The sequence below is a fragment of the Micromonospora sp. CPCC 205558 genome, assembly GCF_036902955.1.
In the GTDB taxonomy this organism is placed as follows: domain Bacteria; phylum Actinomycetota; class Actinomycetes; order Mycobacteriales; family Micromonosporaceae; genus Micromonospora.
In genome coordinates this window covers 19,483-31,618 of the sequence record NZ_JBAKHR010000051.1, presented here as the reverse complement: position 1 = coordinate 31,618, position 12,136 = coordinate 19,483, and the positions used below count along the sequence as shown (strand labels likewise).

Below are 12,136 nucleotides of genomic sequence, written 5' to 3'. Positions count from 1 at the left end.
CCGGCCTGCTGCCGGCCTGCTGCCGGCCTGCTGCCGGCCTGCTGCCGGCCTGCTGCCGGCCTGCTGCCGGCCTGCTGCCGGCCTGCTGCCGGCCTGCTGCCGGCCTGCTGCCGGCCTGTCGCCGGCCTGTCGCCGGCCTGCTGCCGGGCGCACGGGCGACCTCGTACCCCGCGCTCATGCCCGGGGTGCGGTGCCGCTAGACTACAGTCGCACCGCCCGCGAGGGTGGTGAACGGAAAAGTTCTGGCCCCGTCGTCTAGTGGCCCAGGACGCCGCCCTCTCAAGGCGGTAGCGCCGGTTCGAATCCGGTCGGGGCTACAACCAAAGGCTCATCTCGCAACCGCGAGATGAGCCTTTCCCCATGCCCCCACCTGTCCGCCCCCACCCCGGCCCCCCAGCCCCCAGCCCCCCTCTCACCGTTGATCATGAAGTTATTGCCATCGGCCTCGGCGTGTCGTGACAACAACTTCATGATCAACGCGGGAAACGTGGGAGATGAGGTGGGGGTTAGAGGCCGGACAGGCGTTGGCCGGCTCTTACGACGGCCATGGCGTGGCGTTCGCCGGGGCGGCGGCCCAGGCGCTCGATCGGGCCGGAGATGCTGACCGAGGCGATCACCCGGCCGGTCCGGTCGCGGATCGGGGCGGAGACACTCGCCACACCGGCCTCCCGTTCGGCGACGCTCTGCGCCCAGCCACGACGGCGTACCTCGGCGAGGGTGCGGCCGGTGAACTTGCTGCGCGGCAGCAGCGGCATCACCGCCTCCGGCGGCTCCCACGCGAGCAGGATCTGGGCTGCCGAGCCGGCCGTCATCGGCAGCACCGAGCCGACCGGAACGGTGTCCCGTAGACCGCTGGCCCGCTCCGCCGCCGCCACGCAGATCCGCTCGTCGGCGCGGCGCAGGTAGAGCTGCGCGCTCTCACCGGTGGCGTCGCGCAGCGCGGCCAGCAACGGCTCGGCGGCGGTGAGCAGAACGTCCGGTGCGGCGTTGGCCAGCTCGCCCAGGCGGGGGCCGGGTCGCCATCTGCCCTGGGTGTCGCGCACCAGCATCCGGTGGATCTCCAGGGCCTGAGCCAACCGGTGCGCGGTGGCCCGGGGCAGCTTGGTGCGTTCAACGAGTTCGGCCAGGCTGGCGCCGTCCACGCAGGCGGCCAGGATGACCACCGCCTTGTCGAGAACGCCGACACCGCTCATACTGTGTCCCACAAGCCGAAACTTACCTCCCAGAATTTAGGATGTCCAGATGGTGGGAGTCACTCCTGAGCCGAGGACCCTGGCCGAGAAGGTCTGGGACGCGCACGTCGTACGGTCCGCCGCTGGTGAGCCGGACCTGCTCTTCATCGACCTGCACCTGCTGCACGAGGTGACCAGCCCGCAGGCGTTCGACGGGCTGCGGCTCGCCGGGCGCCGGGTGCGTCGTACCGACCTGACCCTCGCGACCGAGGACCACAACACCCCGACCGGGTACGCCGACCCGGCGTTCCGCCTCCGCCGTGGTGACCTGCTCACCATCGCGGACCCGACGTCGCGTACGCAGATCGAGACGCTGCGCCGCAACTGCGCCGAGTTCGGGGTGCGGCTGCACCCGCTCGGCGACGACAACCAGGGCATCGTGCACGTGATCGGCCCGCAGCTCGGTCTCACCCAGCCGGGTCTGACGATCGTCTGCGGCGACTCACACACCGCCACCCACGGCGCCTTCGGTGCGCTCGCCTTCGGCATCGGCACCAGCGAGGTGGAGCACGTGCTGGCCACCCAGACGCTGCCGCAGAGCCGGCCGAAGACGATGGCCGTGAACGTCACCGGTCGCCTCGCGCCCGGCGTGACCGCCAAGGACCTGGTGCTCGCGCTGATCACGCAGGTCGGCACGGGTGGGGGCCGCGGGCACATCGTCGAGTACCGCGGCGAGGCGATCCGCGCCCTCTCCATGGAGGGGCGGATGACCATCGCCAACATGTCCATCGAGTGGGGCGCCAAGGCCGGCATGATCGCGCCGGACGAGACCACCTTCGCGTACCTCAAGGGTCGACCGAACGCGCCGCAGGGCGCGGACTGGGACGCGGCGGTGGCGTGGTGGCGGACGCTGCCCACCGACGAGGGCGCGCGCTTCGACGCCGAGGTGACCCTGGACGCCAGCCAGATCACCCCGTTCGTCACCTGGGGCACCAACCCCGGGCAGGGTGCCCCGCTGAGCGCCCCGGTGCCGGACCCGGAGGAGTTCACCACCGACTCGGAGCGCACCGCCGCCCGCCGGGCGCTGGAATACATGGACCTGCGCCCCGGCACCCCGCTGCGGGAGCTGCCCATCGACGTGGTCTTCGTGGGGTCCTGCACCAACGGTCGCCTGGAGGATCTGCGGGCCGCTGCCGACGTGCTGCGTGGCCACCGGGTCGCCGACGGCGTCCGGATGCTCGTGGTGCCGGGCTCCGCCGCAGTACGCGAGGCAGCCGAGGCCGAAGGGCTGGACAAGGTCTTCGCCGACGCCGGGGCCGAGTGGCGGTTCGCCGGCTGCTCCATGTGTCTCGGGATGAACCCCGACACGCTGAAGCCGGGCGAGCGCTCCGCCTCCACCTCGAACCGCAACTTCGAGGGCCGTCAGGGCCGGGGCGGGCGCACCCACCTGGTCTCCCCGCCGGTGGCCGCCGCCACCGCCGTGGTCGGCCGGCTGGCCGCCCCCGCCGACCTGTAGAAGGGACCGACGAGATGGACAAGTTCACCACCCACACCGGCACCGCCGTGCCGCTGCGCCGGTCCAACGTGGACACGGATCAGATCATCCCCGCCGTGTACCTCAAGCGGGTGACCCGGACGGGATTCGCCGACGGGCTGTTCAGTGCCTGGCGGGAAGATCCGGCATTCGTGCTCAACGATGAAAACTATTCCGGGGCGTCGATCCTCATCGCCGGTCCGGAGTTCGGCACCGGCTCATCCCGGGAGCACGCCGTCTGGGCGCTACGGGACTGGGGCTTCCGCGCGGTGGTTGCCCCGCGGTTCGGTGACATCTTCCGTGGCAACGCCCTCAAGGAAGGTCTGTTGCCGGTCGAGTTGGAATTGAAAGCTGTCGAAGAGTTGTGGGACCTGATCGAGGGGGATCCGACCACTCCGGTGACCGTCGACCTGACCGCCCGCCAGCTCCGGGCGGGGGATGCGAGCTGGTCGTTCCCGCTGGACGACTTCAGCCGTTGGCGCCTCCTGGAAGGCCTCGACGACATTGGACTCACCCTCCGGCACGCAGCCCACATCGACTCCTACGAGGCGCGCCGACTGCCGTTCCTGCCCTCAGTGGCATAGCCGTTAGGCCGCTGGCACAGCGGATTTCACCCCCATCGGTCCAACCGGTGGGGGTGAATCCGTTACGACACAAGGGCTTTTTTCTACCGAATGTTTGTGTCCCGGCAGCACAGGGCATACCGTGCGCGCAGAATGGCTCGCGACGAGTCAGTTGCACAATCGGGAGGAAGTCGTGAACAAGGCCGAGCTCATCGAGGCGCTCGCCGTTCGCCTGGGGGACCGGAAGATGGCGACGGCCGCGCTCGACGCGGTTCTCACCGAGGTCCAGGCGGCGGTCACCAAGGGCGAGAAGGTGGCGATCACCGGATTCGGAGCGTTCGAAAAGCGTGTGCGTGGCGCGCGAACAGCGCGCAACCCGCGTACCGGCGAGGCGGTGAAGGTCAAGAAGACGTCAGTCCCGACCTTCCGCCCCGGCGCCGGGTTCAAGGAGATGGTGGCCAGCGGCAAGGTGCCGAAGGCCACGGTGGCGGCGAAGAAGACCGCCTCCAGCACCACCACGGCCAAGGCGGCCGGCACCAAGGCGGCCGGCACCAAGGCGGCCGGCGCGAAGGCGGCCGGCACGAAGGCGACCGCGGCCAAGGCGGCCAGTAAGAAGACCGCCGCGGCCAAGGCGACCAAGACCGCCACGGCGACCAAGACGGCCGCCAGCAAGAAGACCGCCCCGGCCAAGGCGAGCAAGAGCACCACGGCGACCAAGACGGCCGCCAGCAAGAAGACCACCGCGGCGAAGAAGACCACCGCGGCGACCCGGTCGACCGCGGCGAAGAAGACCACCGCGTCGGCGAGCAAGAGCACGGCGGCCAAGAAGGCTCCGGCCAAGAAGGCTCCGGCGAAGAAGGCTCCGGCGAAGAAGGCGGCCAGCAAGCGCTGACCGACCCGCTCCGCAAGGGCGTCCACCCGTGGGTGGGCGCCCTTTCGGCGTACCGGAGCCTTTGTTCGGCATATCTGTGGCCGTTGACCCGGTTGGCTCGGTCACGCAGAATCGCCGTGCCGGCCCCCCTCCGCCGGCCCGTCGACGGGAAGTGGGGCACCGGTGCGCTACCGCCAGCTCACCACCGGGACGCTCGCGCTGGGCGTGCTCCTCCTCATCGACGTGCTGCGGGTCTGGCTTCCGGGCATCATCACCATCTTCGGTCAGGCGGCGTCCACCCCCGCCGAACTGATGGGGGCGTTCGCCCTCGGCTGGTTCGTGCTCGCGATGGGCGCGCCCGCCGTGGTCCGCCGGGTCGGCGCCCGCCCGGTCACGGTCGTCGCCGCTGTCGCGCTCGCCGTCGCCCGACTCACGCTCACCGCCGCTCCCGGCGGGCGTACGCAGCTCTGGTTGGCCACCGCCGGGTTGCTCGCCGGCCTGGTCTGGCTGGTCGGCGTCGCCGCGGACACCGACCGCCCGGTCCCGGGGCTGGCGTTGGGGTTCGCGGTCAACGCGGCCCTGCACGCGGTACTGGACACCGTCGACCTGGTCTGGCGGGGCGACTGGATGGCCTGGCTGCTCAGCGCCGTCGCGGTGGCGGTGTTCCTGGTGGGCACGGCGCAACCCGGCCGGCCCGGTGCCGCCCTCGCTGGCCCTGCTGGCGGCCCTGACGGCCCTGCTGACGCCGCTGCCGGCCCCGGTGGTGGCCGGGCCTGGCTGTTGGCCGGGCCCGCGTTGCTGCTGGCCGGGATGGTGGCGCTCTCCCCGGCACTGGCCCGGACCGGGATGTCGTACCTGGCCGGGGATGGGGTGGCTCGTTCGCCGCTGTTCGGCCTGGCACCGGTGCCGGTGGCGGTCGCCGGCTTCCTGGGCGCCGCGTTGACCCGGCCGCCTCGCGGGTGGGGCCGCGCGTACGGTCCGGTGGCGTTGCTCGCCGGTGCGGTGCTGTTCGCCCTCGACCGGGGTGACCTGCTCCTCCCGGCCGTCGTCCTCGCCGCGGTCGGTCTCGGCGCGTGCCTCGCCCTGACCGACGAGACCAGCGACGGCAGCGACGGCAGCGACGCCGCGAATGCCAGCGACCCCGGCAGCGACGCCGCGAACGCCAGCGACCCCGGCAGCGACGCCGCGAATGCCAGCGCCTCCCGGCGGGGGTACGCGGTCGCCGCCGGCATGCTCGTCTTCGCGCTGGGGGCAGTCGGCTACTACTCGGCCTACGATCTGGGCTATCCCAACGCCGCGGTGCCCGTGGTGGTGGCGGTGCTGGTCGCCGCCGTGGCGTTCACCGCCCGTCCCGTCGTCCACCGGCTGCCTGGGCCGTTTGCGCCGCTCCGGGCCACCGCCGTGGTCACCGCGCTGGCACTGCTGGCACCGGCACTCGCCGACGAGGTGCCGGTGGCCAGCAACCGGGACGGCCCGCCGGAGCGGTTGACGGTGGTGGCGTACAACATCCGGATGGGTTTCGGGCTGGACGGCCGGTTCGACCTGAGCGGTCTCGCCGACGTCGTCGACCGGCAACAGCCCGACGTGGTGCTGCTCAGCGAGGTGGACCGGGCGTGGCTGCTCAACGGCGGGCACGACACCCTGGATCTGCTGGCCGACCGGCTCGGTATGCCGTACGTCTTCGGGCCGGCCGCCGACCCCGTCTGGGGTGACGCGGTGCTCAGCCGTTGGCCGGTGCGCGATCCGCGGACCCTGCCACTGGCCGCCGTCGGTGCGCCCACCGGAGCGCAGGCCCTCGCCGTCACGCTGGACCTGGGCGACGGTGTCCGTACCGCAGTGGTGAGCACCCATCTGCAACCGCCGCCCGGCAGGGGCCCGGTGGTTCAGGCCCGCGCGGTCGCCGACTTCGCCACCCGGTACGCGGCCGGTCGGCCGTTGGTGGTGGCGGGGGACCTGAACACCGAGCCCGGCGACGAGGCGTTCGCGGAGTTCTCCAATGCGGGCCTGGTCGACGCGTTGGCGGCCGCCCGCCCACTGGCGACCAGCCCGGCCGACGATCCGCGCCAGCAGATCGACCACATCTTCGTCTCGCCCGGTCTGACGCCGAGTGATCCGGTCGCGCCGCGCAGCACGGCCAGCGACCATCTGCCGGTCGCGGTGACCCTGACCCTGCCGCCCCGCTGACGAGAGCGGGGCCGGGCCCTACAGGCGATCGGCGGCCAGCAGCCGGTCGGCGGCGAAGGCGAGCAGCCAGCCGCCGCCCTTCGGTGTGGCGAAGTCCTCATCCGGGCGGCCGGTCAGCAGCTCCAGGGCGCCCGGCAGGACCTTGCCCTGACTGCACACCGCCGCCTGCCCTCCGGTGCCCGCCAGCTCCAGCAGACGGGCGGCGGTGGCCAGGACCTGCTCGTCGCTCTGCTGGCCGGGTTGCGGCTCGTCCAGGTCGCCGCAGACCTCGATCGGCAGGTCGAGCAACGCGGCGGCCGGGCCGAGCGTCTGCACGCATCGTCGCGGCGACGCCGACACCAGCCGGGCCGGTCGGATCAGGGCGATCAGCTCGGCCAACGCGCTCGCCTGGGCCTGCCCCTCGGCGTCCAGGGGGCGCCCGACGTCGGGGCCGGACCAGGTGGCCCGCCTGCCGGCGTGCGCGTGCCGAACCAGCGCGACCGTCGCCGTCACCGACGGCAACGCGGCGAACGCCGCCAACACCTCGACGTCGTGGGGGTAGCTGACCAACCGGATCGCGTCGTCGACCGCGAGCCAACGGATGTCGTCCACCTCGGTGTCCGGTTGGAAACCGCCGCTGGCCACCGCGAGCATCGACCAGTAGTCGACCAGCTTGGGCTGCCCCTCGCTGCGGTACCGCACCGAGGGCAGCCGTACCTGCGGCACGCCCCGCACGTCGGCCTCCTCGGCCACCTCACGGACCGCCGCCGCCAGCGCGTGCTCGCCCGGTTCCAGTTTGCCCTTCGGCAGCGTCCAGTCGCCGTAGCGGGGGCGGTGCACCACGCAGACGCGTACGCCGTCGTCGGTCGGCCGCCAGGCCACCCCGCCCGCCGCCCGGATGCCGGTCACGGCAGCCAACTGGTCCGCCGACGACGGGTGGCCCGATGCCAGGCAGTCGGCAATCGACCCCGCATCCGGCGCACCGAGCCGCGTTCCCGCTCGGCCAGCCGCCCGGCGGTGACCGCCAGCTCGTGGTCGTCCGGCCGGGCTGCGGCGATCTCCAGCCAGGTGTCCGCCGCAACCGCCGCGTCCTGATGCTCGCCGAGCACGTCCTGGACACGGGCGAGGGCGCGGGACAGCCGGCGCGCGCCCTTGCCGACGGTCGGGGCCACCGCGTTGACCGCGTACCGGGCCTGCTTGCCCTTCTTGCGGACGGCGTGCCAGCGGCCGTCCGGCGACTGCGCGTCCAGCCCGTCGACGCCCTCCGGCCCGGTCAACCGTCGCCAGGGGCGGGCCACCAGCGCGGGCAGCGCCTCCGCAGCGGGCACGGCCGCCCGGCGGGTGAGTCGCGGCGCGCGGGCGGCCAGCACCAGGGAGTCGACCAGGGCCAGATAGCGCGCGGAGCGCAGCGTCTCGTCGATGGCGGCGAGCGCCCGCCGCTGCCGTTCGGCGAGTACCTCGTCGAGCCGGTCCACCGCGCCCTGGTCGAGCGGGCTCAGCGGGTCGGCGTCGGCGGTACGGCGTAGCCGCGCACGCAGCACCTCGGCGTCGCGGGCCGCGCCGAGAACGCCGGCCAACCAGCTCAGCTCGGCGCGCAGCGGGCGGGACCAGGTCTTGCGCAGCAACGGTTTGAAGGTGCGCAGATCACTGCGCAGACGTCGACAGGCAACCCGCATCTGATGCACGGCGGTGTCGTCACCGGCGGCCGAGGCGCGCAGCCGGACCAGCGGGTCGTGCGCCAACAGCCGGCGGATCTCCTTGCGGACCGACTCGGTCACCACCTCACCGGCGCTCGGCTCGGCGGTCAGCCCGGCCGGTGCGACCAGGTCCGGATCGGCCTGCGCTGTCGCGCCCAGCGCGCGTACGTGCTTCGGCGTGAACGACCCGCCCCGGGCGCCAGCCGGGCGCAGCACACCGCCGACCCGGTCGAGCAGCTTCCGGTCGCCGGCCTTCAGCTCCACCTCCACCTCGCGGAACGTGTCGGTGGTGGTGCCGGCGTCGTCGAGCACGGTCACCCGGTCGTCCACCACCTCGGCGAGCACCGTGCCGGCCCGGTCACACACCTCGTACGCGTGCCGCACCGTCCGGACCACCGTCACCGGGGCCAGTGGCGCACCCCGGTGCAGGACGGTGACCAACTCCACCAGCTCCCGTGGCGGCTGCCTCTTCGGCCCGGGCCGGGAGATCTCGTGCCGGACGCCCGGTGTCCCGGTCGGTAGTTTCACCGTCCAGGGCAGCTCGTCTCCCCGGCGGTGGCGCAGCGAGGCACCGGCTCGGGCCAGCCGCAGGTCGACGGTGTCGAGGTAGCGGGCGACCAGCGTGACCGGTGGAAGCGCCCGGACCCGACCCCCGGCCGGGGCGGCACCGGCCAGGTCCGGCAGCACGAAGGTGTCGTCCACCTCGTACTTCTGCTCCTCCTCGACCATCAGCTCAGCCTATGCGCTGCGCGGTCAGCTGGCCGTGCCACCGACGCGGCGCAGCAGCAGTTCCTGCAGATGATTTCGGGTGGTGTCGTCACCGCCGTTACACCGAGTCCAGGTGCCGTCGCCGGCCAGCTCGAACGCGTCCACTTCGGGGCTCATGGCGGCGGTGAGCACGTGGTCCAGCTCGGCGCGGGCGATCGGGTCACTCACCTGCACCAGCGCCTCAACCCGACGGTCCAGGTTGCGGTGCATGAGGTCGGCCGAGCCCATCCAGAACTCGGCGGCACCGTTGTTGCCGAACCGGAAGACCCGGGAGTGTTCCAGAAACCGGCCGAGGATCGAGCGGACCCGGATGTTCTCCGACAACCCCGGCACCCCGGGGCGCAGCGTGCACATGCCCCGGATGAGCAGGTCGACGTGTACGCCGGCCTGGGAGGCGCGGTACAGCGCGTCGGTCACCCCCTCGTCGACCAGCGAGTTGACCTTGAATTGGACCAGGCCGGGCATGCCCAGGCGGACGTGCGAGATCTCCCGTTCGATCCGCTCGATGAGCCCACTGCGGATGCCCTGCGGCGCGACCAGCAGTCGCCGGTACGCGGTCTGCCGGCTGTACCCGGTGAGCACGTTGAACAGGTCGGTGAGGTCGGCGCCGATCTCCGGGTCGGCGGTGAGCATGCCGAAGTCCTCGTACAGTCGGGCCGTCTTCGGGTGGTAGTTGCCGGTGCCGATGTGGCAGTAGCGACGGATCTGGTTGCCCTCCTGCCGGACCACCAGCGCGGTCTTGCAGTGCGTCTTCAACCCGACCAGGCCGTACACCACGTGGCAGCCAGCGCGTTCCAGCGTGCGGGCCCAGCCGATGTTGGCCACCTCGTCGAAGCGGGCCTTCACCTCCACCAGCACCACCACCTGTTTGCCGGCGGCGGCCGCGTCGACGAGCGCGTCGACGATCGGGGAGTCGCCGCTGGTCCGGTAGAGGGTCTGCTTGATGGCCAGCACGTTCGGATCGGCGGCGGCCTGCTCGATGAAGCGCTGCACGCTGGTGGCGAACGAGTGGTACGGATGGTGCACCAGGATGTCGCCGTCGCGCAGGGTGGCGAAGACGCTGCGCGGCACCTCACCCTCGGCGAGCCGGGGATGGGTGGCCGGCACGAACGGCGGGTCCTTCAGATCCGGCCGGTCCGCCTCGCCGTAGACCTGCCACAGCGCGGACAGGTCCAGCAGGCCGGGCACCCGCAGGACGTCCTGGTCGTCCATGTCCAGCTCGCGGACGAGCAGCTCCAACATGTGGTCGGAGATCGACGCGGCGACCTCCAGGCGGACCGGCGGGCCGAAGCGCCGCCGGGCCAGCTCCCGCTCCAGGGCCTGGAGCAGATCCTCGTCGCGGTCCTCGTCGACCTCCACCTCGGCGTTGCGGGTGACCCGGAACAGGTGGCACTCGACCACCTGCATGCCACTGAACAGCTGCCCCAGGTGCACCGAGATCAGGTCCTCCACCGGCAGCATCCGGACGCCCGGCTGGTCCCGGTCCACCCGGACGAAACGGGGGACGTTGTTGGGCACCTTCACCCGGGCGAACAGCTCCGAACCGCCGTCCGGGTCACGGACCGCCACCGCCAGGTTCAGCGACCGCCCCGAGATGTACGGGAACGGGTGCGCCGGGTCCACCGCGAGCGGGGTCAGCACCGGAAAGATGTGCTCCCGGAAGTAGGTGCGCAGCCGCTCCCGCTCCCCGTCGCCCAACTCGGCCCAGCGCAGGATGCGGATGGCCTCGTCGGCCAGCTTGGGCAGCACGTCGTCGACGAAACAGGCAGCGTGCCGGGCAACCAGGGCGGCGGTTCGCTCGGCGATCAGCTCCAACTGCGTACGCAGGGGCAGCCGGTCCCCGCCACGCACCGGCAGGCCGGCGGAGAGCCGCCGCTTCAGCCCGGCGATGCGCACCATGTAGAACTCGTCGAGATTGCTGGCGAAGATGGCCAGGAACTTGGCCCGTTCCAACAGCGGGGTGCGCTGGTCCTCGGCCAGGGTGAGCACCCGGGCATTGAAGTCGAGCCAGGACAGCTCCCGGTTGAGGAACCGGTCCTCCGGCAGCGGCGGGGCCGGAGGCTGGTCGTCGTCCTCCTGGCCGCCGCCGGTCGACGCGACCGGTTGGATGTCACCGGCGGCCGGGCCGTCCACCTCGACCGGCGGCAGCGGGTCGATCACCTCGTCCAGCCCGGAGGAGGCGGCGCCCGGGTCGTCGGCGAGGGTGTCGGCGCGGGCGGCGCCGGCGCGTTCGGCGCGGGAGGGCCGGAAGCGTCCATCGGTGCCGCGCGCGCGGGAGCCGTTGCGGAGGTCAGTGGCGGGCGGGCGGGCGGGTTGCTCGCGAGGGGTGCTCACCCGCTCATAATCACCCGATTACGGTAAACGCAAAATGAACTTGGGCGGGCCGGGTCAGATCATCGTCGGCAATGTCACCCGGACGACCTCGCCGTCGGGATCGGTGTCGATGCGAACCCGCTGCCCGAGCCGGAGAAGTCGCAGCCCAGAGGCGTCGAAGGCCCGGGCGGGGAAGCGCATCTCGGTGCCGTCGTCGAGCAGCAGGACACCGCTGCGCGTCGCCGCGTCGTAGCTGGCCACCGTGCCCTGCATGCTGGCACCGTACACCCGGGGGGTTGAGCCTCGGCGCGAGCCGGGCGAGCTCCGCCCTCCGGTCGGCTCAGCCGGGGCGTCCGGCGGCCATGAGCGCGGCTGTGCGTGGCCCCAGCCCGAGCCTGTCGGCGGCGGCCAGGTCCGCGGCGGTGTCCACGTCGCGGCGCAGGCTGGGCCAGTCGCCGTCGAGCGGCACCGCCCCACTCGCCGCGTGCGCGAGCGCCGAGCCCACCCCGAAGCGCGGGTCCAGTGGTACGCCCGGCGGAGCGGTGAGCAGCACCGTGCCCTCGCCGGGCGCGTCCGCCAGGAACCGGCGTACCTCGGGTCGGCCGTTCTGCGCCGACAGCAGCGCGTCGGCCAGCTCGGCCGGGCGCAGCGCCGGCACATCCGCAGTGATCCCGGCCACCCAGCCGGCGGCCCCGGCCGCCCCGTGCCGGAACGCGGCGTTCAGGCCGGCGTTCGGCTCGTCCGGCAGCACTCGCGCGCCAGCCGCCCGGACCGCCGCCGCCACCCGGGCGTCGTCGGTCACCACCAGGGCCTCGGCGACCGCCGGGCAGGCCAGCACCGCGCGGAGCGTGTCGGTCGCCAGGGCCAGCGCCAACTCCTCATGCGGTACGCCGGGCAGCGCGCCCCGCAGCCGGCTCTTGGCCGCTGCCAGCTGCTTCACCGGCACCACCACGGCCCACCTCGGCTGACTCACGTCCGCAATCCTGCCAGCCGGACGACGGGACCCTCGCTGGCCGTACCGGGGGCGAGCAGGCATGATTTCCGCTGCGGGTGTC

Annotated in this window: 11 protein-coding genes and 1 tRNA gene; 6 read left to right on the top strand and 6 right to left on the bottom strand. The window is 72.7% G+C overall.

All coding sequences use genetic code 11. The features are described from left to right. Together V6U86_RS32470 and V6U86_RS32465 are read left to right on the top strand one after the other, a co-directional pair. Nucleotides 1–200 (top strand): hypothetical protein (locus V6U86_RS32470; protein ID WP_334510193.1); only part of this gene is annotated, 200 nt, incomplete at its 5' end. Between the two features lie 44 nt (nt 201–244). Continuing rightward, nucleotides 245–317: transfer RNA gene (locus tag V6U86_RS32465), tRNA-Glu, on the top strand. 189 nt (nt 318–506) lie between these two features. On the opposite strand, the gene V6U86_RS32460 is transcribed toward V6U86_RS32465, so the two are convergent. Next, nucleotides 507–1,193 carry an IclR family transcriptional regulator gene (locus V6U86_RS32460; RefSeq protein ID WP_007456408.1) on the bottom strand — a complete coding sequence of 229 codons (687 nt, stop codon included), beginning with the start codon at nt 1,191–1,193 and terminating at the stop codon, nt 507–509. A 49-nt stretch (nt 1,194–1,242) separates the two neighbouring features. On the opposite strand from V6U86_RS32460, the gene leuC reads away from it, so the two are divergent. The 4 genes from leuC to V6U86_RS32440 all read left to right on the top strand — a co-directional run bounded on the left by leuC (nt 1,243) and on the right by V6U86_RS32440 (nt 6,324). Continuing rightward, nucleotides 1,243–2,688, top strand: a complete 1,446-nt coding sequence (leuC, locus tag V6U86_RS32455) for a 3-isopropylmalate dehydratase large subunit (RefSeq protein WP_279516866.1) — start codon at nt 1,243–1,245, stop codon at nt 2,686–2,688. Between the two features lie 14 nt (nt 2,689–2,702). After that, complete coding sequence (gene leuD, locus V6U86_RS32450) at nt 2,703–3,290, top strand: 3-isopropylmalate dehydratase small subunit (protein WP_334510187.1); 588 nt, start codon at nt 2,703–2,705, stop codon at nt 3,288–3,290. Nucleotides 3,291–3,462: 172 nt separating this feature from the next. After that, a complete protein-coding gene (locus V6U86_RS32445; protein ID WP_334510184.1) occupies nt 3,463–4,161 on the top strand; it encodes an HU family DNA-binding protein in 699 nt (232 codons plus the stop codon). A gap of 162 nt (nt 4,162–4,323) precedes the next feature. Further along, a complete protein-coding gene (locus V6U86_RS32440) occupies nt 4,324–6,324 on the top strand; it encodes an endonuclease/exonuclease/phosphatase family protein (protein WP_334510182.1) in 2,001 nt (666 codons plus the stop codon). A gap of 18 nt (nt 6,325–6,342) precedes the next feature. Here V6U86_RS32440 and V6U86_RS32435 read toward each other — a convergent pair whose 3' ends face one another. The 5 genes from V6U86_RS32435 to cofC all read right to left on the bottom strand — a co-directional run bounded on the left by V6U86_RS32435 (nt 6,343) and on the right by cofC (nt 12,054). Further along, nucleotides 6,343–7,221 carry an NUDIX hydrolase gene (locus V6U86_RS32435; RefSeq protein ID WP_334510180.1) on the bottom strand — a complete coding sequence of 293 codons (879 nt, stop codon included), beginning with the start codon at nt 7,219–7,221 and terminating at the stop codon, nt 6,343–6,345. After that, entirely contained in the window at nt 7,209–8,729 is a 1,521-nt protein-coding gene (locus tag V6U86_RS32430) for a CYTH and CHAD domain-containing protein (protein WP_334510179.1), read from the bottom strand. Before V6U86_RS32430 ends, V6U86_RS32435 begins: the two co-directional genes overlap by 13 nt. Nucleotides 8,730–8,753: 24 nt before the next feature. Beyond that, a complete protein-coding gene (locus tag V6U86_RS32425; protein ID WP_334510177.1) occupies nt 8,754–11,102 on the bottom strand; it encodes an RNA degradosome polyphosphate kinase in 2,349 nt (782 codons plus the stop codon). 54 nt (nt 11,103–11,156) lie between these two features. Then, entirely contained in the window at nt 11,157–11,354 is a 198-nt protein-coding gene (locus tag V6U86_RS32420; RefSeq protein WP_030335323.1) for a cold-shock protein, read from the bottom strand. Nucleotides 11,355–11,421: 67 nt separating this feature from the next. Further along, a complete protein-coding gene (cofC, locus tag V6U86_RS32415; protein ID WP_334510172.1) occupies nt 11,422–12,054 on the bottom strand; it encodes a 2-phospho-L-lactate guanylyltransferase in 633 nt (210 codons plus the stop codon). Between the last annotated feature and the right edge of the window lie 82 nt (nt 12,055–12,136).

What these genes read in the sequence shown, in the direction of transcription:
- V6U86_RS32460 (WP_007456408.1), bottom strand. Translation starts at nt 1,193, where the DNA reads ATGAGCGGTGTCGGCGTTCTCGACAAGGCGGTGGTCATCCTGGCCGCC.
- leuC (WP_279516866.1), top strand. Translation starts at nt 1,243, where the DNA reads ATGGTGGGAGTCACTCCTGAGCCGAGGACCCTGGCCGAGAAGGTCTGG.
- leuD (WP_334510187.1), top strand. Translation starts at nt 2,703, where the DNA reads ATGGACAAGTTCACCACCCACACCGGCACCGCCGTGCCGCTGCGCCGG.
- V6U86_RS32430 (WP_334510179.1), bottom strand. Translation starts at nt 8,729, where the DNA reads ATGGTCGAGGAGGAGCAGAAGTACGAGGTGGACGACACCTTCGTGCTG.
- V6U86_RS32420 (WP_030335323.1), bottom strand. Translation starts at nt 11,354, where the DNA reads ATGCAGGGCACGGTGGCCAGCTACGACGCGGCGACGCGCAGCGGTGTC.